The sequence below is a fragment of the Streptomyces sp. NPDC040432 genome (genome assembly GCF_055595445.1).
Genome location: NZ_JBVIVP010000012.1, coordinates 190,048 through 211,897 on the forward strand (window position 1 = coordinate 190,048; position 21,850 = coordinate 211,897).

The 21,850-nt window shown below is 70.6% G+C and carries 20 protein-coding genes; 10 read left to right on the forward strand and 10 right to left on the reverse strand.

The window, feature by feature from the left end:
- Positions 1-312 precede the first annotated feature (312 nt).
- Positions 313-1,443: a ThiF family adenylyltransferase gene (locus tag ACZ58N_RS24375; protein ID WP_471163556.1), complete on the forward strand. Its 1,131-nt coding sequence runs from the start codon at positions 313-315 to the stop codon at positions 1,441-1,443.
- A complete protein-coding gene (locus ACZ58N_RS24380) occupies positions 1,440-2,045 on the forward strand; it encodes a GNAT family N-acetyltransferase (RefSeq protein WP_471163559.1) in 606 nt (201 codons plus the stop codon). Before ACZ58N_RS24375 ends, ACZ58N_RS24380 begins: the two co-directional genes overlap by 4 nt.
- Before the next feature lie 203 nt (positions 2,046-2,248).
- On the opposite strand, the gene ACZ58N_RS24385 is transcribed toward ACZ58N_RS24380, so the two are convergent.
- Genes ACZ58N_RS24385 through ACZ58N_RS24395 form a run of 3 tightly spaced genes read right to left on the reverse strand, consistent with a single transcriptional unit; the run spans position 2,249 to position 5,843 of the window.
- Positions 2,249-3,400 (reverse strand): bifunctional 2-methylcitrate synthase/citrate synthase, encoded by a 1,152-nt coding sequence (locus ACZ58N_RS24385; RefSeq protein WP_471163561.1) that lies wholly within the window; start codon positions 3,398-3,400, stop codon positions 2,249-2,251.
- A gap of 17 nt (positions 3,401-3,417) precedes the next feature.
- On the reverse strand, positions 3,418-4,323 hold the full coding sequence (gene prpB, locus ACZ58N_RS24390; protein ID WP_471163564.1) for a methylisocitrate lyase: 906 nt from the start codon (positions 4,321-4,323) through the stop codon (positions 3,418-3,420).
- Positions 4,323-5,843 carry an MmgE/PrpD family protein gene (locus ACZ58N_RS24395; RefSeq protein WP_471163567.1) on the reverse strand — a complete coding sequence of 507 codons (1,521 nt, stop codon included), beginning with the start codon at positions 5,841-5,843 and terminating at the stop codon, positions 4,323-4,325. The genes prpB and ACZ58N_RS24395 overlap by 1 nt, the downstream gene beginning before the upstream one ends.
- A 270-nt stretch (positions 5,844-6,113) precedes the next feature.
- Between ACZ58N_RS24395 and ACZ58N_RS24400 the strand changes: the two genes are divergently transcribed.
- A complete protein-coding gene (locus ACZ58N_RS24400; RefSeq protein ID WP_471163570.1) occupies positions 6,114-7,544 on the forward strand; it encodes a short-chain fatty acyl-CoA regulator family protein in 1,431 nt (476 codons plus the stop codon).
- 149 nt (positions 7,545-7,693) lie between these two features.
- On the opposite strand, the gene ACZ58N_RS24405 is transcribed toward ACZ58N_RS24400, so the two are convergent.
- The gene (locus ACZ58N_RS24405; protein WP_471163571.1) at positions 7,694-8,344 is read right to left on the reverse strand and encodes a helix-turn-helix transcriptional regulator; all 651 of its coding nucleotides are present in this window, start codon (positions 8,342-8,344) and stop codon (positions 7,694-7,696) included.
- 305 nt (positions 8,345-8,649) lie between these two features.
- Here ACZ58N_RS24405 and ACZ58N_RS24410 point away from each other — a divergent pair, with 305 nt between their 5' ends.
- Positions 8,650-9,861 carry an FAD-dependent monooxygenase gene (locus ACZ58N_RS24410; protein WP_471163574.1) on the forward strand — a complete coding sequence of 404 codons (1,212 nt, stop codon included), beginning with the start codon at positions 8,650-8,652 and terminating at the stop codon, positions 9,859-9,861.
- A gap of 394 nt (positions 9,862-10,255) precedes the next feature.
- Here ACZ58N_RS24410 and ACZ58N_RS24415 read toward each other — a convergent pair whose 3' ends face one another.
- The 3 genes from ACZ58N_RS24415 to ACZ58N_RS24425 form a co-directional block, all read right to left on the reverse strand.
- Complete coding sequence (locus ACZ58N_RS24415; protein ID WP_471163577.1) at positions 10,256-10,924, reverse strand: hypothetical protein; 669 nt, start codon at positions 10,922-10,924, stop codon at positions 10,256-10,258.
- An 814-nt stretch (positions 10,925-11,738) separates the two neighbouring features.
- Complete coding sequence (locus ACZ58N_RS24420) at positions 11,739-11,912, reverse strand: CsbD family protein (RefSeq protein WP_471163580.1); 174 nt, start codon at positions 11,910-11,912, stop codon at positions 11,739-11,741.
- Positions 11,913-12,105: 193 nt separating this feature from the next.
- On the reverse strand, positions 12,106-12,768 hold the full coding sequence (locus ACZ58N_RS24425; RefSeq protein WP_471163582.1) for a TetR/AcrR family transcriptional regulator: 663 nt from the start codon (positions 12,766-12,768) through the stop codon (positions 12,106-12,108).
- Positions 12,769-12,847: 79 nt separating this feature from the next.
- Between ACZ58N_RS24425 and ACZ58N_RS24430 the strand changes: the two genes are divergently transcribed.
- From ACZ58N_RS24430 to ACZ58N_RS24440, 3 genes are all read left to right on the forward strand, one after another.
- On the forward strand, positions 12,848-13,771 hold the full coding sequence (locus ACZ58N_RS24430) for a sterol desaturase family protein (RefSeq protein ID WP_471163584.1): 924 nt from the start codon (positions 12,848-12,850) through the stop codon (positions 13,769-13,771).
- A gap of 136 nt (positions 13,772-13,907) precedes the next feature.
- On the forward strand, positions 13,908-14,468 hold the full coding sequence (locus ACZ58N_RS24435) for an SRPBCC family protein (protein WP_471163586.1): 561 nt from the start codon (positions 13,908-13,910) through the stop codon (positions 14,466-14,468).
- 34 nt (positions 14,469-14,502) lie between these two features.
- Positions 14,503-15,951, forward strand: a complete 1,449-nt coding sequence (locus ACZ58N_RS24440; RefSeq protein ID WP_471163589.1) for an aldehyde dehydrogenase family protein — start codon at positions 14,503-14,505, stop codon at positions 15,949-15,951.
- 99 nt (positions 15,952-16,050) lie between these two features.
- Here ACZ58N_RS24440 and ACZ58N_RS24445 read toward each other — a convergent pair whose 3' ends face one another.
- Complete coding sequence (locus ACZ58N_RS24445; RefSeq protein ID WP_471163591.1) at positions 16,051-16,965, reverse strand: LysR family transcriptional regulator; 915 nt, start codon at positions 16,963-16,965, stop codon at positions 16,051-16,053.
- Positions 16,966-17,188: 223 nt separating this feature from the next.
- On the opposite strand from ACZ58N_RS24445, the gene ACZ58N_RS24450 reads away from it, so the two are divergent.
- The gene (locus tag ACZ58N_RS24450) at positions 17,189-18,229 is read left to right on the forward strand and encodes a vWA domain-containing protein (RefSeq protein ID WP_471163593.1); all 1,041 of its coding nucleotides are present in this window, start codon (positions 17,189-17,191) and stop codon (positions 18,227-18,229) included.
- 65 nt (positions 18,230-18,294) lie between these two features.
- Here ACZ58N_RS24450 and ACZ58N_RS24455 read toward each other — a convergent pair whose 3' ends face one another.
- Both ACZ58N_RS24455 and ACZ58N_RS24460 read right to left on the reverse strand, forming a co-directional pair.
- Positions 18,295-18,807, reverse strand: coding sequence for a hypothetical protein (locus tag ACZ58N_RS24455; protein ID WP_471163595.1), 513 nt, complete (start codon positions 18,805-18,807; stop codon positions 18,295-18,297).
- Positions 18,808-18,896: 89 nt separating this feature from the next.
- Positions 18,897-19,619 (reverse strand): response regulator, encoded by a 723-nt coding sequence (locus ACZ58N_RS24460; protein ID WP_471163596.1) that lies wholly within the window; start codon positions 19,617-19,619, stop codon positions 18,897-18,899.
- 331 nt (positions 19,620-19,950) lie between these two features.
- On the opposite strand from ACZ58N_RS24460, the gene ACZ58N_RS24465 reads away from it, so the two are divergent.
- The gene (locus ACZ58N_RS24465) at positions 19,951-20,223 is read left to right on the forward strand and encodes a DUF3040 domain-containing protein (protein ID WP_471163598.1); all 273 of its coding nucleotides are present in this window, start codon (positions 19,951-19,953) and stop codon (positions 20,221-20,223) included.
- Between the two features lie 156 nt (positions 20,224-20,379).
- Positions 20,380-21,717, forward strand: a complete 1,338-nt coding sequence (locus ACZ58N_RS24470) for a cation:proton antiporter (protein WP_471163600.1) — start codon at positions 20,380-20,382, stop codon at positions 21,715-21,717.
- The last annotated feature ends 133 nt before the right edge of the window (positions 21,718-21,850 follow it).

Below are 21,850 nucleotides of genomic sequence, written 5' to 3' on the forward strand. Positions count from 1 at the left end.
GTGACGATAGCAACTCACCTTCGCCGCCACGAACATGGTGGTGCGGCTGGATGCTTGCCGGTGGAGGCCGTCGTTCGGTCTCCACGGAGCCCGGCGGAACCTCCCCGACCGACTGACAGAGGGCGTGCGCAGCACAAAGGGGCGCATTCAGGTAGAAGATCAATTCGATTGCGCCCCCTGGAGTGAGATGCGCCGGTTCAAGATCTTCAGATTGCTAGCGTCCATGACGTGACGACCCCCCTGCTTCCCGGCCCGGAGCCGGACCTTCTCGTGCCCTCCTCGCCCCAGCCTTCCGATGAATCGTTTCGTCCTGTGCTCCTGGACGCCTCCCGGCCGGCCGACGCGGCGGCCCTGGCCGAACTGCGTGAGTCGGACCGGCCGCGCGAGGTGCACGATCGCATCGATGAGCAGGTCGAGGAACTCCTGCGCTGCCTCGCACCACAGGATGCCTTCGGCTCCCGCTCCCGGTCCCGCGCCATCGCCGAAACCCTGGGGACCAGGCCCGACGCCTACGGCAGATGGGCCTGGTACCCCTGGTCCGGGCGCCTGGTCCACGTGCTCCCCGAGGCCGAATTCCGCCTGGTTCGCACCGACCGCAACCGTGACAAGATCACCCGCGAGCAGCAGCGGAGCCTGTTGCGGCGCCGCATCGGCGTCATCGGGCTGTCGGTCGGCAGCAGCGCGGCGATGACCTGCGCCATGGAGGGGGTCGGCGGCGCCTTCCGCCTGGCCGACTTCGACCGACTCGGCCTGTCCAACCTCAACCGGCTGCGTGCCGGGGTCCACGAACTCGGCCTGGAGAAGAGCGTGCTGTCCGCGCGCCGCATGTACGAGCTGGACCCCTACCTGGACATCGAGATCCATCGCGGCGGAGTGACCGAGGAGAACATCGCGGACTTCTTCGACGGCCGGGGCGACGGTCGGGACGACGGCCGGGACGATGGTCCGGCCGGTGGTGCGGGTGGCGGACTGGACCTGCTCATCGAGGAGTGCGACACCCCGTGGGTGAAGGTCGCCGCCCGCGAGCACGCGCGCAGCCGAGGGGTCCCCGTCCTCATGGACACCAACGACCGGGGTCTGCTGGACATCGAGCGCTTCGACCTCGAACCGGACCGGCCGCTCTTCCACGGCCGCACGGGAACCACGACCGCCGCCGGCGTCGAGGTGATGGACCGGGAGGAGACCATCCGCTTCCTGCTCGACGTCGTCGACGAGCGGAGACTGAGCCCCGCCATGACCGACGCCCTCACCCGCGTCGGCCACACCCTTTCCAGTTGGCCCCAGCTCGCCAGCGGCGTCATGCTCGGCGCCGCTCTCGTCACCGACACCGCCCGCCGCATCCTGCTGGGCGAACCCCTCGCATCGGGCCGTCACTCCATCGACTTCGAGGCCCTCGTTCCCGCCCGGACGTCGCAGCCCGCACCACGGGGGGCCGACCTGTGAACCGAGTCCCCGAGCTGCGCGGCGAACACCTTCGGCTGCGGGAACTGCACGCGAGCGACCACGAGGCCTTCGCGCGCATCTTCACCCACCGGGTCCTCACCCGCTACCTCGGTGTCGACCGCATGGATGCCGGGCAGGCCCACGACGCCTTTGCCCAGAGCCTCGCCCAACCGTTCGCGCATCCGCGCCGCAAGTACACCCTCGCCGTGTGCGCGCCGAACGACGACGCACTGGTCGGCACCATGGGGCTCCTCGTCGAGGACTACGGCAGCAACGCCATGCTGACCAGCCTGGTGCTGCTGCCGGGCACCCCGGTACGTGGTCACGGACACGAGGCGGGCCGCCTGCTGATGGCCTACGGCTTCGGACCCTTGGGGCTCCACCGCATCTGGGCCGGCCACCGCAGCGACCACCACCACATGCCGGGGGTGATGCGCGCCGCCGGACTGCATCCCGAAGCCACGCTCCGCCAGCTCTTCCACACCCAGGGCTGCTGGTACGACGTCACCACCTACGCGGCCGTCGCCCCGGACTGGAAACGCCAGGCGGGCGCCCGGGAACTGGCCATCCTCGACGGTGCACCGCGACTCGAACGGGTCTGAACCCCGCATTCGACGCGCGCCCGCCAACCCCGGGGCGGCCTCTGCCCACGCCTTGGCCTCCACCGGGCCCGCCCGGTGGAGGGAGTCGGTTCACCGTGTGCCGCCTGCACCCTGCCCCGGGGCAGCGGCTCACGATGGATCGGTCGGTCGTCATCCTCCGCCCCGGGTTGCGCCACCCACCGCTGGGCGCCGCCCCCGGCGCGCTACCGGCTACGGCCTCGGACGGCCTGGGGGAGGGGGCGCTGCGCCGGCCCGTTGTAGCTGCCGAGCGGGCGGATCAGCGCGTTGTGGGCGAGCTGTTCGGTGATGTGGGCCGTCCATCCGGTGACCCTGCTCATGACGAACAGCGGCGTGAACATGGGCACGTCGAAGCCCATCAGGTGGTAGGCCAGCGCGGCGGGGTAGTCGAGGTTCGGATGGATGCCCTTGCGGCCGATCATCGCGTGGCGCAGGGCCGCGTGCAGGGCGGCGAGCGTGGTGGTCCCGGGGTCCCCGGCTCCGGCGACGAGCCGATCGGTCGCCTCCTGCATGATCGGGACGCGGGAGTCGCCGTGCTTGTAGACCCGGTGGCCGAACCCCATGATCTTGCGCTTGTCCGCCAGGGCCCGGTCCAGCCAGTCGGCTGCGTGCTCGGGATCGCCGATCTCCCGCAGCATGTGCATGACCGCCTCGTTGGCACCGCCGTGCAGGGGCCCCTTCAGCGCGCCGATCGCCGCGGTGACCGCGCTGTAGAGGTCGGAGAGGGTGGAGGTGACGACCCGGGCGGTGAAGGTCGAGGCGTTGAAGCTGTGTTCGGCGTAGAGGATCATCGAGATCTCGAAGCAGTGGACGACCTCGGGGGCGGGCACCGCACCGAAGCACATGTGGAAGAAGTTCTCCGCGTATCCGAGTGCGGGATCCGGTTGGATCACCGCACGCCCGAGCCGGCGCCGGTGGTCCGCGGCGACGACGACGGGCAGCTTGGCGAGCAGCCCCAGGGACTTCGTCGGATGCCCGGTGGTGCCCTCCTCGTCCTCGGTGGGGTCCTCCGCGCCGAGGAAGCTGACCGCGGTGCGGAGCACGTCCATGGGATGGCAGGTCCGGGGCAGACCGGCGAGCAGTTCGGCGGTGGTCCGGTCGAGCGGGCGCAGGGCCCGCTCCCGGGCCCGGAACCGCTCCAGCTCTCCGGCGTCCGGCAGTTCGCCGTGCCACAGCAGGTACGCGACCTCCTCGAAGGAGTGGCGTGCGGCCAGCTCCTGCACCGGATAGCCGCGGTAGGTGAGGGAGTTTGTCTCCTCGATCACGGTGGAGATCGCGGTGGTGTCGACGACGACACCGGCGAGGCCGCGGTGGATCTCAGGGGTGGTGGCGGTCATGGCTCACTCCGGTGGGGTCAGGTGCCGGGCGGCAGGGTGAAGTCGAAGACGCTTCCGTCGAAGGCCGAGTAGGCGTCGTAGTCGAGGACCTCGTACAGGCGGGACCGGGTCTGCATCCGGGGGAGGAGGGAATCCTGGGTCCCCTCCCGCGCGATCGTGCGCAGACCGTCCTCGACCGCGCCCATGGCGAGGCGGAAGAGGGTCACCGGATGGATGACGAGGTTGTAGCCGAGGTCTTCCAGGGCGCTGTGGGACAGCAGGGGTCCCTTGCCGAACTCGGTCATGTTGGCCAGCAGCGGTACGTCGACCGCCCGTCGGAAGGCCGCGAACTCGGCCTCACTGCCGAGGGCCTCCGGGAAGATCGCGTCCGCGCCCGCGTCCACGTAAGCCCTGGCACGGTCGATCGCCGCGTCCAGGCCCTCGACCGTACGGGCGTCGGTACGCGCCATCAGGAGGAAGTCGTGATCGCGACGGGCGTCGACGGCGGCACGCACCCGCCGGACCATCGCCTCGCGCGCTACCAGGGTCTTGCCGTCGAGGTGGCCACAGCGCTTGGGAGCGACCTGATCCTCCAGGTGGAGGCCGGCCAGGCCCGCGTCCTCCATGAGCTGAACGGTGCGGGCCGCGTTCAACGGTTCGCCGAAGCCGGTGTCGGCGTCCACGAGGGCGGGCAGGTCGGTGGTCCGAGTGATCTGCTGGGCGCGGGCCGCGACCTCGGTCGACGTCGTCAGACCGATGTCGGGCAAGCCCAGATCCGCGGCGAGGACCGCCCCGGAGAGGTACACCCCGTCGAAGCCCGCGTCCTGGATCAGGCGCGCCGAATACGGGTTGACGGCGCCGGGCATCCGCAACAGCCGCCCGGAGGCCAACTGCTCGCGGAAGGTACGGCGCTTGTCGGCCACGGTGGTGCGGGCGTGCAGCATCAGAACAGTCCCTTCGGGAGCGACGCGTCGGACGCCGCGGTCCGACCCGTGTCGACCGCGGGGAACAGGGACGCGAGACCGGCGGTGTCCAGCTCCGCGAGTCGACCGGCGGCGTCGAGGAACTGGTCCTGGGCGTCGGCCGCCACGACGCCTTCGGCCAGGGTTCGGAACTTGCCGGTGTAGGCCGCCCGGTCGAAGGGGCGGGCGCCGGCGGGGTGGGCGTCCGCGACACCGAGTTCGTCCTCGATGACGCCGCCGTCGTCGAGGGTGATGACCAGGCGTCCGCCGAAGGCCCGCCGTTCGGGATCCGGGTGGTGGTAGAGGCGCGTCCACTCCGGGTCCTCGACGGTCGAGATCCTGCGCCACAGAGCGACCGTCCCGGGACGCAGGGCACGCTCGGGGGAGTAGGACCGCTCGTGGTGCCAGGCGCCGTCCTCCAACGCGACGGCGAGGATGTAGGGGATGGAATGGTCGAGGGTTTCGCGGCCGGCGGTGGGATCGTACTTCTGCGGGTCGCCGGAGCCGGACCCGATCACGTGGTGCGTGTGGTGACTGGTGTGCAGGACGACCTCCCGGATCCGGGAGGTCGGTCCGGTCTTCTCCCGCACCCGGCGCGCCAGGTCGATGATCGCCTGCGCCTGGTACTCGGCCGAGTACTCCTTGGTGTAGGTGTCGAGAATCGCGCGCCGAGGCTCGCCGGGAGCGGGCAGTGAGACCGTGTAGGAGGCCCGGGGGCCGTTCAGCATCCAGGCCAGGAAACCGTCCTCGCCCTCGTAGATCGGCGACGGGGAGCCCTCTCCGCGCATGGCCCGGTCGACGGCCTCGATCGCGGCCTTGCCGGCGAAGGCCGGGGCAAAGGCCTTCCAACTGGAGATCCTTCCCTTGCGGGACTGCCGGGTGGCCGTCGTCGTGTGCACCGCCTGCTGGATCGCCTGGTGCACGGTCGCCGTGTCGAGGCGCAGCATCGCGCCGAGGCCGCCGGCGGTCGCGGCGCCGAGGTGGGCGACGTGGTCGATGCGGTGCTCGTGCAGACAGATGCCCCGTACCAGTGCGACGTGCAGCTCGTAGGCGGCGATGATCCCGCGCAGCAGATCGGCGCCCGAACGACCGGTGTGCTGGGCGACGGCCAGCAACGGCGGAATGTTGTCCCCGGGGTGGGAGTAGTCGGCGGCGAGGAAGGTGTCGTGGAAGTCCAGCTCGCGCACGGCCGTGCCGTTGGCCCAGGCCGCCCACTCGGGGGAGACGCGTACCTTGGGCGACAGCCCGAGGACGGAGGCCCCGGGCGCCGCCCGGTGGGGCGCGGCCTGTGCCCGGGCCACCGCGACCGGCCGACGCAGCAGTGAGGCCACGGCCACGGAGGCGTTGTCCACGACTCTGTTGATCGCCATGTCGACCGCCCCGGGGTCGAGGGCGGAGACCTGCTCGGTGGCGGTGGCCGTCTCGGCCAGCTTCCAGGCGAGCTGCTGCTCGCGGGGGAGCCGGTCGGAACTGGGGTGGACGCGTACCTCGTGCTCGATCACGGAACTCCTCGGATGCGGAAGACGGAACGGAACACCCGCGCGGATCTGCGCCTGTGCGGATCCATGAATGTGTACCTGTGCCGATGGGCGCCTGTGCCGATGGGCGAAAGGCGAATGTTTCGATGTCAGCCTTTCCCGCTTTCAGGCCCGGTTCCACTGCTCCAACCTGCGGAATCCCTACCGGAAAAGCTTGCGAACCTGCGAATTCTGCGAATGTGGCGAGTGCTATCTTCGCAACCGAGGACCGGGTGGAAAGGAACGCTGTCGCCCATGGGACGCACGGCCGGACGCAAGATCTACGCCCACGCGAAACTGCGCAGACTGAGACGCGAGCGTGGCATGAACCAGGTCGAGCTGGCCCGCGCGCTCGACCTCTCCACCAGCTACCTGAACCAGATCGAGCACAGTCGGCGGCCCCTCACCGCGCCCGTCCTTCTGAAGATCGCCGAGGTGTTCGGGGTCGACCCCGAATTCTTCTCCGAGGCCGACGAGGAACGCCTCACCACCGATCTGCGCGCCGCCCTGGCGGACGAGGCCGGCGGGGTCTCGGTGGCCTCCGGCGAGATCGCGGACATGGCCCGGGACCACCCGGACATCGCGAAGGCCCTCGTCGCGCTGCACCACCGCTATCGTGACGCGGCCGAGCAGGCCGCCGCGCTGACTCCCCCGGGGGACTCGACCGCCGTGGTCCGAGCGGAACCGCACGACGAGGTGCGGGACTTCTTCTACGCCCACCACAACCACTTCGACGTGCTCGACACCGAGGCCGAGACCGCCGCGACGGCCCTCGGTGGCGGCTCCGTGGCCCGCACCGCGGACCGTCTCGCGGAGGTCCTCGCGACCCGACACGGGGTGACGCTCCTGGACGGCGCCCCCGACCGCTCCGCGGACGCCCGCCGCTTCGACCGCGAACGCGGGTTGCTCTTCCTCTCCCCGTGGCTCACCGACGCGCAACGCGCCTTCCAGCTCGCCACCCAGCTGGCCCTGCTCGCGCACGGTCCGCTGCTCGACTCCCTGGTGCAGGACGCCGAGTTCGACTCCGAGGCGTCCTCGGGGCTGGCCCGGGTCGGGCTGGCGAACTACTTCGCCGGCGCCCTCCTGATGCCCTACGGACCCTTCCGGGCGGCGGCCGAGGAACTGCGCCACGACATCGAACTGCTCCAGGCCCGCTTCGGGGTCGGCTTCGAAACCGTCTGCCACCGGCTCAGCACCCTCCAGCGCACCGGACAGCGCGGCGTGCCGTTCTCCTTCCTGCGGGCCGACCGCGCCGGGAACATCTCCAAGCGGCAGTCGGCCACCGACTTCCACTTCTCCCGCCTCGGCGGCACCTGCCCCCTGTGGACCGTCTACGAGGCGTTCTCCGCACCCGGCCGGATCCTGACCCAGGTGGCGGAAATGCCCGACGGCAAGAAGTACTTCTGGATCGCCCGCACCGTGACCCGGGGCGGCCACGGCCACCGCGCACGACGGGCCGAGTTCGCCGTCGCGCTGGGCTGCGAGCTCCGCCACGCGTCCAGGCTCGTCTACGCCGAAGGCCTCGCGGTGGCGGATCCGGCGGCCGCGACGCCCATCGGGCTCGGCTGCCGGATCTGCGAACGCCGGGACTGCGCCCAGCGGGCCAGGCCGCCGGCCGGGGGGCGGCTCGCCGTGGACCCCGACCGACAGACGTACGTTCCGTACCCGGTGTTCAAGGGCGGATGATCCAAGGCTGTGTCCGTCGACCGGGGCACCGACCGCCGCGGCGACGTCGCCGCGGTGATGCCGCTGCGACGACGCGGTGATGCCGTTGTGGGGCGACGGAACGGGCCGTCGGCGGAGTCCCGGCGCCGGTCTGTTCGGGGCGACGCCGGTCAGGGAAGGGCGGGGCCCATGTCGGCGCCGCACATCCCCGGGGTGAGGAACGGGCGCAGCCGCGCCCTCACGGCGTGCTCCTCCAGGAGGCCGTCGAGGACGCCCTGGTGCAGGGCGCACACCGCCCGGGGGTGTGCGCGGGCGAGTTGGCGGTAGGGGCAGTCGTGGAGGAGGAGCCGCGTGGCGCCTTCCGGGGTGGTGACCGCCTCCGGGACGAAGCCCATGCGCGTGGCCTGCGCGAGGACGTGCGCGACCGGGGGCAGCAGCCCGTTCGCCGCCGTCAAGCGGCGACCCCAGGCCCGGCCCGCCTGCCGGGCGAGGGCCGGATCGCGGGCCAGGTCCCCGGTGAGGGCATCGGCGAGGGCCCGGTGCGCGGGATCCGCTCCCGCGTACCCGGCCGGGGCGTAGCACAGGCGGGGGCGCCCGCGGACAGGTCCCGCAAGGGTCAGGGACCGGACGAGACCGGCTGCGGTGAGGGCGCGGAGGTGGTGGCGTACGGTCGCCGCGGACAGCTCCGTCGCGGTGGCGAGTTCGGCTGCGCCCATCGGATGGCTCGCGGCCCGCAGCAGGGACAGCAGGCGTCGCCGCGAGGGCACGCCCGAGGACCGGTGAGCGCCTGGGCCACCGTCCGATCCGGTCATTTCGGTCATTGCTCGAATGTAGGGGGCGGGAGACGCGCTTCCGCCGGGTGAAGGCCCCGAATCCACCGGGGCCGACGCCCCGACCTCACGGGACGATCGGCCGGGACCAGCGGGACAGCGGGCCGAGCGACCCGCAAGGACCACCCGTGTCACCGGCACCACCGGCATCAAGGGAGCCGCCATGGGTACGGGACCGCCGAGTCCTGACGGCCAGGTGGTGCCCGGCCCCGCGACTCCCCGCACCGGCAACCCCGGTGCACGGCGCCGGGGGAGTAGCCTCGGCCGACCGAACGACGAAACGGTTGGAGGCCCTCATGCGCACGCCCACGGTTCTGATCTCCGGAGCGAGCATCGCCGGCCCGGCCCTGGCCTGGTGGCTGAACGGTTACGGCTGGCGGACCACCGTCGTGGAACGCTTCGCGGAGCTCCGCGAGGACGGGCAGAACATCGACGTTCGCGGCGCCGGCCGCGAGGTCGCCCGCCGCATGGGCATCGAGGACGCCGTCCGCGCCGCCTCGACCGGTGAGACGGGTACGGAGTTCGTCGACGCGGCCGGCGCCCCGCTCGCCCGCTTCGCGGCCGGAACCACGGACTCCGGCGGTGCGACCGCCGAACTGGAGATCCTCCGAGGCCAGCTGTCCCGCATCATCGTCGAGCGCACCCGCGACCGGACGGAGTACGTCTTCGGCAACCGGATCGTGGCCCTCGACGAGGACGCGGACGGGGTGGAGGTCACCTTCGCCGACGGGGCGATCCGCTCGTTCGACATCGTCGTCATCGCCGAAGGCCTGCGTTCCCGGACCCGGTCCCTGGTCTTCCCACGCGTCGACGCGGTCCGCGAACTCGGTTTCTACGTCGCCTATCTCACCCTCGCCCGCACCGACGACGACACCGACCTGTGGCGCTGGCACAGCGCCGGTCGTGGCCGCAGCATCACCCTGCGACCCGACAACCTCGGCACCATCCGCGCCACCCTCGCCTTCCTCTCGGACGTTCGGGGGCTCGACGAGCTCGACCGCGACAGCCAGAACATGATCCTGCGCCGCACCTTCGCCGACGTCGGCTGGGCCGCGCCCCGCGTGCTGGCCTCCCTCGACGGCGCGCCGCTCTACTTCGACGCCGTGGGTCAGGCCCGTTTGCCGTCCTGGTCCTCCGGACGGGTGGCCCTGCTCGGGGACACGGCGTACTGCGCCTCCCCGATCAGCGGGATGAGTACCAGTCTGGCGCTGACCGGCGCCTATGTCCTCGCGGGCGAACTCGCCACCCGGCCGCACCGGGCGGCGTTCGCCCGCTACGAGGAGGTCATGCGTCCGTACGTGGACCGGGCGCAGAAGCTGCCGCCCGGCACACCCCGCATCGCCAACCCGCGCAGTCGTACCGGGCTCGCCGCCATGAACACCGTCCTACGGATCGCCGGCAGTCCCGCCGCCGCGCGCCTGGGAGGTCTGGCGTCGCGGTTCTTCACCCCGCCCGCCGAAGCGATCGACCTGCCGGTCTACCCGCCCGCACCCGCCCCGTCGCCGTGACCCACCGGCTCCGGAGGCCCGGTGCGGAAAGGGTGGCACGGGAGGGCTCGACGAGCCGGCCGCAGCCTCCTCCCGCGACGAGCCCCGGCCGGCCCACCCACGACGCACTCCCACACGGGTGATGGCCCACGGCCCGCCGCACGTCGGCGTGCACCGAACCCGGTCAGGGGTTCCGTGTCGCGCTCCCGCGCTCCGGGTCGGCTGCGTCCTCGGGCCGCCGGCGAAAACGGGCCCGGTGCTCGGCGAGGAAGGCGTCGAGGGTGCGGGGCGGCCGGCCGAGGATGTCGGACGCTCGGGAGGAAGCGCGTGAGCACTCCGGGGCCGTCGGGGCGCACCGTGCTTGCGAACGTCCGCTCCCGAGCCCGCGGAGGCGCTCACCAACAGGCCCTTGCTGTCAGGCGCGCGTGGCGGTGTGGACGGTCGCACTGCCCGCGGCATTGATGTGGCGGATGGTGAGGGTGTTCTTCGCGTAACCGACCGACAGCCGCTCGCCGTCGCCGGTGCCGTTCTTCTCCGGAGGCTGCCAGGGCAGGATCAGGTCGAAGCCGTCACCCACCTTGCCGGGTATGGCGTGGGCGGAGGCGGCGAGCTTGGCGCCGTCCTTGGGGCCCTCGTGGACCATCATCATCAGGCGGTCGCGGCGGAAGACGAAGCCCCCGCTCCAGGCCGGCCCATCCTCCCATTCGATGCTCCACCTTCCGTTCGCCTCTTCCTGGCCCTGTACGGTCGCCCGGCCCCGAAGGATCTGCCCGCCGCGAACGGGGGTCCGGATGCTCCAGGTGCCCGTGAGGAAGGCCTCCACGGAACGCTCGATCACGCCCGGCCCACCGGCGGCCTTCGAAGGCGCGGGTGGTGACGGGGCGGTGGAGCCCGGAACGGCGCTCGTAGGCGCGGAGGCAGGTGGCGTGGCCCCGGCCGGTACGGAGGCCGAAGCCCGTGCCGCCGGCTTGTCCTTGCCCGTGCAGGCCGCCAGGAACGCGGCACCGGCTCCGATGGCGAGGTACCGCAATGCGGTGCGCCGGCCGACGATCCGCGCGGCCGTACGTATGGTGCGTATGCTCATTTCATCCCCGGTGAAGCCCGCTCGGAACGTGCAACGGTTCGAGCAAGTCTACTTGGATGACGGGGAGTTCACGGCTGCGGCAGACGGCGTCCGAGGCCATACCGGCCGACGTGCGCCCTGTCGGGGGAAGGGCATGTTCTGTGGTTCCCGTCCGCGCGTTCGGAGTTGCCGAGTGTGGCGGGCGCGCTCGCCGACGGATTTCTGGAAGGGGTACTTCAGTCTCCCGGTCGCCCTCGGCGGGAGACGACCAGGGCAAGTGCCTCTGTGGGCCGGCAGAGCCAGCCGAGGAACGGGTTCACGACCACGAACCAGTGGATACTGATCCGGCCCCGCTCCTTCTCCACGAGAGGCGGCGCCCCGTCCCGGTGGACATGGCGGAGGTACCGGCCACGGACGAACACTCCCGCCACCAGCAATATCGGTCATACGAGGAGGACTACCACCGGGACAAGGAGTCTCGCGGCGGTGATTTTCGCCTTCTCCTCGTATCGCATGCCCTCATTCTGTCGCCCCGCCGCGGCTTCCTGAAGGGGCGTGGATGGATCGGACGTTCAGGCTGCTCGTTCACCGACCTCGGGCAGGGGCCATGCGGAGGGCTCACCCCGTGAGATCTCGTCCTGGTGCGTCGCGCCTCCCACCGCCGTCGACGTCGTGGTGCAGGCGCACGTGGCGGCACGGCACTGAGGCATGGCGCTCACCGCCAACAGACAGCTGCCCACCCCCGCAGATGGGCAGCCTGTGCGTCGGAGTCGAGAACACGGACATACCGCGGGGCCGGGACCACCGCGGCGGTCCCGGCCCCGTGTGCGGGGGTTCAGTGCTTGAAGGCGTCCTTCACCTTCTCCTTGGCCTCGCGGGCATCGCCCTTGGCCTGTTCCGCACGACCCTCGGCGGTGAGTCGCTCGTTGCCCGTCAGGTGGCCCGCGGCCTCCTTGAGCTTGCCCTTGGCCTGCTCGCCCTTGGCCTCGGCCTTCTGCTCACCAGACATTGCTGATCACTCCCTGTTCCGTGGGGACGTCCTACACGACCTCGTATGGCCCCTGAGCCCCGACTCAAACAGGGCGACTTGTCCCACCGTGTGGTTCCCGCGGCCGAAACGGCACCGGCCGCCGCTGCTGCTACCTGGGCGACCGGGCGCCGGGATCGCCATCAGGGAGGCTCGCCGCCAGGAGGGACCTCCGCTATGAGGGCCGGCCAGGGGCGACCCAACTCTGTTGGTATTCGCCCCAGTCCGGCTGTGGCCCTGGCAGTTCGGTCCGGGCGGTGCTCAGGCCGTCGAGGGTCAGGGCCAGCATCCGCCGGCGCGCGTGGTCGTCCTGTTCGGTTCGGCGGGGGCAGCGGCTGAACATCTCCACGACGTGCGTGATGTCGAGCGTGGTGACGTCATGGCGCACGGTTCCGTCGTCGTGGCCCCGGCGAAGGAGCTCCTCGGCCAGGGTTCTGGCCCGCTCGTTCGCGGCGGACACCTCTTCGGTCAGGGCGAACGTTCCGGCCAGGCCCGCGAAGGCGCCCGCCCTGGCATCGACCGCCGCTGCCATGTACTGGGCCAGCGCTTCCCAGCCGGTGCCCTCCGCCTTCACTGCGGCCTTGAGGTCGGCGATGGTCTGGGCGATGCCGATGGCGCACAGGTGCTGGAGGAGCTGCTCCTTGCTGCCGTAGCGGCGGTACAGGGTGCCGATTCCCACTCCGGCCATGGCGGCGATGTCCGCGACGGGCGCCCCCGCGCCCTGCTCCGCGAATACGGCGCGGGCGGCGTTCAGCACCAGGAGGTCGTTGCGTTCGGCCTCGGCCTGGCGTCCGAAGCGGCCCCCCGCGCGCAGACGGCCGGGATCTGTCCTTTTCATGGCGTCCAACCTATTGCCTGTCGGAGCGATGTGCTCCGATACTCCCTATCGGAGCACATCGCTCCGATAGGAGGATCCGATGGATAACACATCCCTGTTGGCCCTGTCCGCACCTCTCTTCGTGCTCCTCGTCGTCATCGAGATGATCTACTACCGGCTCCACCCCGATGAGAACGCCAGCGGCTACGGGGCCCGTGACACCGCCGCCAGCTTCGCCGTGGGCGCCGGCGCCGCCGTCGTGGACATCCTGTACAAGATGATCGCCGTCGCCGCGTTCGTCGCCCTGTACGAGATCACCCCCCTGCGGGTCGAAGTCACGTGGGTGACCTTCCCGCTGATCCTGCTGGCCCAGGACTTCTGCTACTACTGGATGCACCGCGGGCACCACCAGGTCCGCGTGTTGTGGGCCAGTCACGTCGTGCACCACTCCAGCCGCAAGTACAACTTCTCCACATCGGTCCGCCAACCCTGGACGGGCCTGACCTCCCAGATCTTCTACATTCCGCTGGCGCTTGCCGGCGTGCCGCCCTGGGCCATCCTGCTGTGCGGCGCGATCAACATGCTCACCCAGTTCTGGCTGCACACCGACCGCATCGGCAGACTGCCCCGATACGTCGAGCGGGTCATCAACACCCCTTCGAGCCACCGGGTCCACCACGCCTCACAGGGCGGATACCTGGACCGCAACTTCGGCGGGATCCTCATGACATGGGACCAGATCTTCGGGACCTGGGCCGAGGAGAAGGAACGCCCCGTGTACGGCCTCACCAAGAACATCGACACCTACAACCCGTTGCGCATCGTCTCGCACGAGTACGCCGCCATCGGACGCGACCTCGCCCGAGCGACGCGATGGCAGGACAGGGCACGCCACCTGCTCGGCCGGCCCGGATGGCAGCCCGAAACCGCAGCCATCGCCCCGGGACCCCACGAGCCGACGGGCCCGTGCCAGGAGCCCGTGACCTCGCGTCCCGATCCCGTGAACCGCATCCCGAGCCCGTGAAACCGCGGTCCGCCGGCCGTGGCCACAGCTCCTGCCAGTCCCGACGCCGGCAAAGACCTCCGGGGCGCGTGCGGCCCACCGGCGCGGGCATCGGACACTGATGGAAGGGCGAGCACATCACTTTGGAGGGCACCACGTGAACGGACAGGACCCGGATCCCGCACCCACGCGTACCTGGGAGCTCAAGGAATCCGTCCTCATCGCGGCACCGATGGACGAGGTGTACGCGTCGATCAGCGACGTGAGGCGAATGCCGCAGTGGAGTCCGGAATGCGTCAAGGTCCTCCTCCTCCCGAGCAAGGGCGATTCCCACGCCTCCTTCATCGGCTTCAACCGCAACGGAGTCCGCTACTGGTTCACCCACTGCCGGGTGACCGTCGCCGAGGCCCCCAGGGAGTTCGCCTTCCAGGTGTCCGTCGCGGGCCTGCCCCTCGCCATCTGGGGCTTCCAACTCCGGGACCCCGGCCGAAAACACGGCTTGGACCCCGCCGGCACGACAGGATCCACCCACGTCACCCAGTACTGGCACGATCTGCGCCGCGGTTCGCGCGGCACCGTCGCCGACCTCCTGGGGCGCGCGGTCGCGGGCACGTCCCCAACGGCGCGCGTCCACACCAACCGCGCAGGCATGATCACCACCCTCCAACGGCTCAAACAGTCCGTGGAAGACACCGCAAAGATCACGACGAGCTCGTGACTCCTCGCTTCCGATGCGCAGCGCAGAAGGTTCCATGACTCCAGAACCGGTTTCCGACGTCCCCCGGGCCGTGGCCGATGCCCGCCACCTCTTCGACTCCGGCAGGACCCGCCCCCTCGCGGCACGGGCAAGCCGCCTGCGCGCACTGCGCACCCTGCTCGCCGACAACCAGCAGGCATTCGAGGCCGCACTCCGCAGCGACCTGCACAAGAGCGCGGGGGAGGCCCAGCTGACCGAGATCAACGTGACCCTCGCGGAGATCGACCACACCCTGCGGCACCTCCGGCGCTGGGCCCGGCCCGGTCGCGGTCCCGTGCCGGTGGCACTGTGGCCTGCGCGGGCCCGGCTCGTGTCGGAGCCGCTCGGTGTGGTGCTGGTCATCGCCCCGTGGAACTATCCCGTACAGCTCCTGCTCAACCCGCTGGCCGGCATCCTGGCGGCGGGCAACGCGGCCGTCCTGAAGCCGAGCGAACTCGCCCCGGCCACATCGGAGTTGATCGCCCGCCTCGTACCGGAACACTTTCCCGACGGCGCCGTGCGCGTCGTGGAGGGCGGCATACCCGAAACGACGGAACTCCTGCTCCAACGCTTCGACCACATCGTCTTCACCGGCAGCGGGACGGTGGGCCGCATCGTCATGAAGGCGGCGGCCGAGCACCTGACACCGGTGACACTGGAGCTGGGCGGCAAGTCACCGGTCTGGTTCGACGACGACGCCCACCTGCACCAAGCGGCACGACGCCTGGCATGGGCCAAGTTCACCAACGCCGGTCAGACGTGTGTAGCCCCGGACTACGTGATGACCACCCCAGACCGCGTCCCGGCACTCGTCGACGCCCTCCGGCGTGCGATCGCGGACATGTGGGGCACCGACCCGCGAACGAGCCCGGATTACGGACGCATCGTCAACGAGAAGCAGTTCGACCGGCTCACGGCCCTGCTCCGGGGTACGGAGCCGGCACTCGGCGGCGAGCACGACCGTGCGGAACGCTACTTCGCTCCCACGGTCGTGGCCATCCCCACCCCGGTAGCCGTCTCCGGCCCGGACCGAGACCCTGATGACCGTCCAGCCGTCGGACCGGACTCCCACCACCCCCTCCTACGGGAGGAGATCTTCGGTCCCGTCCTGCCGATCCTCCCGGTCGCCTCCGCCGAGCAAGCCGTCCAGGTGATCAACGGCTGGGAGAAGCCGCTCGCCCTGTACGTCTTCACCTCCTCCGCCGGCACCCGCCGCCTGTTCGAGCAACACACCTCGTCCGGCGCCATGGTGCACGACGCCGGCCTCATCCACGTCGCCGCCAAGGGTCTGCCGTTCGGCGGCGTCGGCGCCAGCGGCATCGGTTCCTATCACGGCAAGTACTCCTGGCGCGCCTTCTCCCACCTGAAACCCGTCGTGCGCAAGCCGCTCATGATGGACACCCTCCGTCCGGCGCAACCACCGTTCACCCGCCGCGGCCTGCGTCTCGTCAGGCGCCTGATGTGATGCCGCGGCGGTGAGAGCCACTGAGGGGACCGCGCCCGGGGCAGGTGCTGTTCTCGGGCAGCGCCGGCTTTCGCCGGCCTGCCCCGTTGCCGAGCGCTGTTACGGGGTGGCCCGTGGCGTGAACAGCGCCTGGACGGTTTCGGCGGCCGTTTCGCGCAGCCAGGCGTGGGCGCGGTCGTCGTCGTACCGCTGATGCCACAGGAGGTACAGCGGGACGTCGGGCAGCTGGAGCGGCAACGGGAGTGTGACCAGGCCGAGTTCGTCCCGGGCCGTACGGGTGACCGCGTCGGGAAGGGTGATGAGGAGGTCCGTGTCGAGTGCGAGGCGCAGGGCGAACGCGGCGTTGGGCCCGGCCGCAACGACGCGTCGTTCGAGGCCGAACGCGGACAGGGCGTCGTCGATGCGGTCGCGCAGGAGCCCGCGCCGCGAAACGGTCAGGTGCTCGGCGGCCGCGTAGCCCTCAAGGCTCGGAGGGCCTTCGGCGAGCGGGTGGCCCGGGCGTACGGCGACGACCAAGCGGTCCTTGCCGACGAGGCGATGGCGGATGTCGGGAAGCGTCGGAGCGCTGGAACTCGATTCGAGGTCGACCTCTCCCCGACGCAGCTCGGGGGTGTCCGTTCCGGGTTCGGCGGGCAGTCGAAGCCGGACTCCCGGGGCCTGGCGGTGCACGGCGGTGACCAGGGCGGCGCCGCAGGCGGCGGCCAGTGCGTCGTGCCAACGGACGGTGAACACGCGCTCCAACGTCGTCAGGTCCAGTTCCTGCTGGGCGGCGAGGAGTTGGTGGGCCTGCTGCACGAGGGCGTGGACCTGCGCCCGCATCGCCAGCGCGCGAGTGGTGGGGACCATGGTCCGGCCGGTGCGGACCAGGATCTGGTCGCCGGTCGCCTTGCGGATGCGCCCCAGGGAACGGCTCATGGCCGGTGCGGTGACGTGGAGTCGGGCCGCGGCGCCCGCGACACTGCCTTCTTCCAACAGGGCGTCCAACGCGGTGAGCAGGTTCAAATCCAGTTGCATGGGAGTAACCCTACGGCCGACAAGCATGCACTCGTTGCTAGCCTCTGGTGGGGCTTGACTCGACGGTGGTCTCGACGAGGGATGTCGAGAAGATGGGCGGGCCGTCAGAACGCGCGGCGAGCGAGGAGTTGAACGCGTCGCCCCCTCCTCCGGTCCAAGGCCGATTGTCAGTGGTCGCTGAGAGGATTGGAGTACCAAGTCGGGAAGAGCGGGGAGCACTTTCATGTCCGGAACCCAGAATTACATCAACCACGTCGCCCTTGTACTGGATGCCAGCTCGTCCATGTCGCACCTGAGTGGCAAGGTCGTCGAAGTCGCGGACCGGCAGATTTCCTATCTGGCCCGGCGGTCGCAGGAATTGGACCAGGAAACCCGCGTCACCGTGTACGTGTTCGCGAACGAGGTGAAGTGCGTCATCTACGACAAGGACGTGCTGCGCATGCCGTCCCTGAAGGAGCTCTACCGGGTCGGCGGAATGACGGCGCTCCTGTCGGCCACCCTCACCTCGCAGAGTGAACTGGCGCAGACCGCCCAGCTCTACGGCGACCACAGCTTCCTGACGTTCGTGCTGACGGACGGCCAGGAGAACGCGAGTCACCGCTGCCCCGGCACCTCCGTCAGGAATCCGAGTCAACTGGTGAAGGCAGTGGCGGACCTGGTCGAGAACCAGGCGGACAACTGGACGCTCGCCGTGCTGGTACCCGACCAGATGGGCAAGCGCGAGGCCATGCAGTGCGGTTTCCCGAAGGACAACATCGCCGTCTGGGACGCCACGAGCACGCAGGGGCTCGAAGAAGCCGGGAACGTGATCCAGGAAGCCACCGAGAAATTCATGGTGGGCCGCACGAAGGGCATTCGAGGATCGCGGACGGTGTTCTCCGCCGGCGGTGACGCCGTCAACAAGAAGGCGATAGAAGCCGCCGGCCTCACGCCGGTGGATCCTTCGGAATACCAGCTGATCGCGGTGGCCCGGGAAACGGCGATCCGGGAATGGGTGACGGAAAGCGGACACACCTATCGGACCGGTTGCGCGTTCTATCAGCTGAGCAAGTCGGAGAAGATCCAGGCCCGCAAGCAGATCGCGGTGCTGGAGAAGAAGACGGACCGGGTGTACACGGGGCCGCAGGCCCGAGCCATGCTCGGACTGCCGGACACCGAAGTCCGCGTCAAGCCGGACCACAACGACGACTTCACCATCTTCGTGCAGAGCACCAGCGTGAACCGGAAGCTCGTACCGCAGACGCGACTCCTGGTCATGGTCTGACGACCCCGTGCCCCGACGAGCCTTGCGTGGGGTGCGCCGGGATCGGGTCGCAGGGTGCGGGGCCGTCAGCGCGGCCAGGGGTATGCCGGGTCCTCGGAGATCTCCACTCGTTGAGGTGCGTCTCGGGGAAAGGCCCAGACACGGCCCGCCGTGCTGACGGCGGTCACCGTGGTCCCGTCCAAGGTGACCGCCGAGAACGGATTGGACCGGTTGGAGACGGCGATCCACTCCAGGGTGCGTTCGTCGTCGTCCCGGGTGAGGGCGACCCACCCGATGCTCCCGTGATCGGCTGACTCGCCCGCGAGGGCACGACTGCCGGCGTGAGCGTGGGAGGAGAGCGAGGAGCCGGCGTCCACCCAGTTGTGGGCGGTCCACTCGGTGGCCCGCAGGACCTCGACCCACTGCCATTGTTCGGATCGCGGCCCGCCCCGCTCCGGTCGGGAGAGGCGGACGAGGTTCATCACGGAGAGGGAACCGTCGGCGAACACGATGAAGTCCCCGTCGGGTGCCTCCCGCGCCTGCCACCGCCGGTGCACCTGCCGGGCAGCGCCTGTCGTGTCGGAGGCTTCCGTATCCATGGACGTGTCCTTACCCATACCCGGCATGGTGGCACGGCATGGATCGGCAGGCTCACGACCAGGTGCACCGGGAGACGCCGCAGGCGCCGTCACGCCTCGATGAGGCCGGCCCGGATGGCGTAGCGGGTGAGTTCCAGGCGGTCCCTGAGGCCGAGCTTGTGCAGGAGGTTGGCGCGGTGGCGCTCCACGGTCTTGGGACTGATGACCAGGACGTCGGCGATCTCCTTCGAGGTGTGGCCCTCGGCCACGAGTTTCAGGATTTCCTCCTCACGATCGGTGAGGGTCCTGGCATGCGCGTCGCCGCAACCGTCGTGGTCGAGATAGTTGCGGATGAGGGCGTTGATGGCCCCCGGGTATAGGAAGGGTTCGTCGCGCATGGCCGAGCGGCACGCCTCGACCAGGTCCCGGTCGGCGACGGACTTGAGGACGTAGCCGGCCGCCCCGGCCTTGAGGGCCTCGAAGAAGAACTGCTCGTTGTCGTACATGGTCAGCATCAGGATGCGCAGGTCCGGCCGGAGGCGGGACAGCTCGCGGGCGGCCTGCAAACCGGTCAGGCGGGGCATGGCGATGTCGAGGATGACCAGGTCGGGCCGCTCGGCGAGAGCCGTGTCGACGGCCTCGGCGCCGTCACCCGCCTCGGCCACGACGGTCAGATCCGGTTCGCCGTCCAGTATGAGCCGTACGCCACGGCGGACCAGGGCATGGTCGTCGGCGAGGACGATGCGGATGGTGGCCGGTCGCGGTCCCGGTCGCGGTCCCGGTCGCGATGCCGTTTCCGGTCCTGTTGCCGGTTCGGTCGTGGTCAAGGCCATGGTCGTCGACTCCCTGACGGGACGAGCGCGCCGAGCCGTACCCCGGAGTCGCCCCGAGCCCCGTGTCCCTGTGCTGTCGCGGCCTCCCGAATGGAGTCGCCGGGGCATTGATGCGCCGTACACCCAGGGTGGTGGTACGTCCCCGGTGGTGTCCATCGGGGACGACACCCATTTACCTCCTGACCCGCCGAGCGCACCTACACGTCGGCCTCCCCCGGATATGGGTGCCGGCGCCGATGGCTACCCCGTCGGAGGGCGTGACACCGTTGCCCCATCAACGCGACGCCCTCACCGCCCACCGCCCACCGCCCGCACCCTGGCAGGAGGCGCCATGGCAGCCATCGACGACGGACCGCTGCGCGACCTCGCGGCGGGGACGGCACGCACCGACCCTCGGTTCGTGGATGCGCTGAACGCGGGACACCCCCGCCGGCCGCTGGAGTACCGGCGCGGGAAGGCCTGGATGTTGCTGACCGTCGCGCTCGTGACACTCACGGTGGGACTGGTGCTGCCCCAAGGCCTGCTCCTCGCGGCGGGCCTGGTCATGGCCGGGGAGGCGGCCCGCCTGCTCGATCCGTCCCCCGGGCGGGGACGACGCCCCTGACGGGGGCCGTGGCCATGGCGGGCCGGGCCACCGTGGTCACTCCGAACGAGGACCGAAAACCACCGGAGTCCGAACGGACCACCGAACGAAGGAGGACCCATCCGCCCTCGTCATCAGAGACGATGCGCCCGCGCGCGCCGCCGGGAGTGGTGATCCATGGGACACGCCGACACCTTGCTCGCCATGGGTGGCGCCTTCCTCGCCGCCGCCTTCCTCGCCCGTCTGGGCAGGCGCATCGGCCTGCCGACCATCCCGCTGTTCATGCTGGCCGGCATTCTGCTCGGCCCCCACACCCCAGGACCGGTACTGGTCCAGGACGCGCACGACTTCGAAATGCTCTCCGCGCTCGGTCTGGTACTGCTCCTGTTCTACCTGGGCCTGGAGTTCCACCTGGACGACCTCCGCAGCGGTGGCAGGCGACTGCTGACCGCCGGTGGGATCTACCTGCTGCTGAACGTCGGGGCCGGCCTGGGCTTCGGCTTCGCACTGGGGTGGGGGGCCAGGGAGGCGTTGGTGCTGGCCGGCGTCATGGGCATATCGTCGTCCGCGATCGTCACCAAGATCCTCATCGATCTCGGGCGCATCTCGCACCCGCAGACCCGGCTGATCCTGGGCGTCATCGTGGTCGAGGACATCTTCCTGGCCCTGTACCTGGCCGCGCTCCAGCCGGTCATCAGCGGAGCCGAGGGCACGGCCGAGATGCTGTTGCAGGCGTCGAAGGCGTTCGCCTTCCTGCTGGCGCTGGCCGCCGCGGCGCGCTACGGGACCCGGCTGACGGGGCGTCTGATCGCGGTCCGCGAGAACGAACTGCTGGTCATCAGCTTCCTCGGAGCCGCCGTCTTCGTCGCCGGTGTGTCCGAGCTCCTGGGGGTCGCCGATGCCATCGGTGCTTTCATGGTCGGCCTGATCCTCGCGGGCACCCCGTCGGGACCGCGCATCCGCGCACTGGTCCACCCGCTGCGGGACGCCTTCGCCGCGATCTTCTTCTTCGCCTTCGGGCTGTCCATCGACCCCGGGAACATCGCGTCCGTCGCCGTGCCGGTCGCCGCCGCAGCGGCTCTGACGATCGGGATGAACATCGTGGCGGGGTTGCTCGTCGCCCGTCTGTACCGGTACGGACCCGGTCCCGCCGCGGACATCGCCACCACGTTGCTGGCACGCGGCGAATTCGCGCTGATCCTCGCCTCGATGGCGGCCGGCGCCGGACTCGACGGTCGTCTCACCCCGTTCGTCGCCGGCTACGTCCTGGTCCTCGCCGTCCTCGGACCCGTGGTCGCCGGGCGCGCGCATCTGCTCGCCCGCGCGCTCACCTCCGTAACGGGCCTCCGGCCCGGCGGCCGCAAGGCCCGCCCACCCGAGGCGCCCGACCCCGCAGCCCCGCCCGCATCCGATCGGACGTCGGCCCCACCCGCATCCGCCCGGGAGCCGGCACCGCCCACACCTGTTCGGACGGCCGCGACGCCTGTGCCGGACGTCCCGGGGCGGCGCGAGTAGGCCTCCCCGGCCGCGCGCCGCCCGGGGCTCCGGCCCGCGCGCCGGAGCGCCAGTGGTGTGCGTCCCCTTCGCGAGGGGGGTTTGGCGGGCCTTTGGGGAAACGATGGCGGCCCTCGCAAGGATGAGCACGTCC

Bases quoted from the DNA above. Each gene is read 5' to 3' on its own strand.
- ACZ58N_RS24420 (WP_471163580.1), bottom strand. From the start codon at position 11,912: ATGTCTGGTGAGCAGAAGGCCGAGGCCAAGGGCGAGCAGGCCAAGGGC.
- ACZ58N_RS24440 (WP_471163589.1), top strand. From the start codon at position 14,503: ATGACTCCAGAACCGGTTTCCGACGTCCCCCGGGCCGTGGCCGATGCC.
- ACZ58N_RS24385 (WP_471163561.1), bottom strand. From the start codon at position 3,400: ATGACCGCCACCACCCCTGAGATCCACCGCGGCCTCGCCGGTGTCGTC.
- ACZ58N_RS24445 (WP_471163591.1), bottom strand. From the start codon at position 16,965: ATGCAACTGGATTTGAACCTGCTCACCGCGTTGGACGCCCTGTTGGAA.
- ACZ58N_RS24430 (WP_471163584.1), top strand. From the start codon at position 12,848: ATGGATAACACATCCCTGTTGGCCCTGTCCGCACCTCTCTTCGTGCTC.
- ACZ58N_RS24425 (WP_471163582.1), bottom strand. From the start codon at position 12,768: ATGAAAAGGACAGATCCCGGCCGTCTGCGCGCGGGGGGCCGCTTCGGA.
- ACZ58N_RS24450 (WP_471163593.1), top strand. From the start codon at position 17,189: ATGTCCGGAACCCAGAATTACATCAACCACGTCGCCCTTGTACTGGAT.
- ACZ58N_RS24470 (WP_471163600.1), top strand. From the start codon at position 20,380: ATGGGACACGCCGACACCTTGCTCGCCATGGGTGGCGCCTTCCTCGCC.
- ACZ58N_RS24415 (WP_471163577.1), bottom strand. From the start codon at position 10,924: ATGAGCATACGCACCATACGTACGGCCGCGCGGATCGTCGGCCGGCGC.
- ACZ58N_RS24455 (WP_471163595.1), bottom strand. From the start codon at position 18,807: ATGGATACGGAAGCCTCCGACACGACAGGCGCTGCCCGGCAGGTGCAC.
- ACZ58N_RS24460 (WP_471163596.1), bottom strand. From the start codon at position 19,619: ATGGCCTTGACCACGACCGAACCGGCAACAGGACCGGAAACGGCATCG.
- ACZ58N_RS24400 (WP_471163570.1), top strand. From the start codon at position 6,114: ATGGGACGCACGGCCGGACGCAAGATCTACGCCCACGCGAAACTGCGC.
- ACZ58N_RS24405 (WP_471163571.1), bottom strand. From the start codon at position 8,344: ATGACCGAAATGACCGGATCGGACGGTGGCCCAGGCGCTCACCGGTCC.
- ACZ58N_RS24465 (WP_471163598.1), top strand. From the start codon at position 19,951: ATGGCAGCCATCGACGACGGACCGCTGCGCGACCTCGCGGCGGGGACG.
- prpB (WP_471163564.1), bottom strand. From the start codon at position 4,323: ATGCTGCACGCCCGCACCACCGTGGCCGACAAGCGCCGTACCTTCCGC.
- ACZ58N_RS24410 (WP_471163574.1), top strand. From the start codon at position 8,650: ATGCGCACGCCCACGGTTCTGATCTCCGGAGCGAGCATCGCCGGCCCG.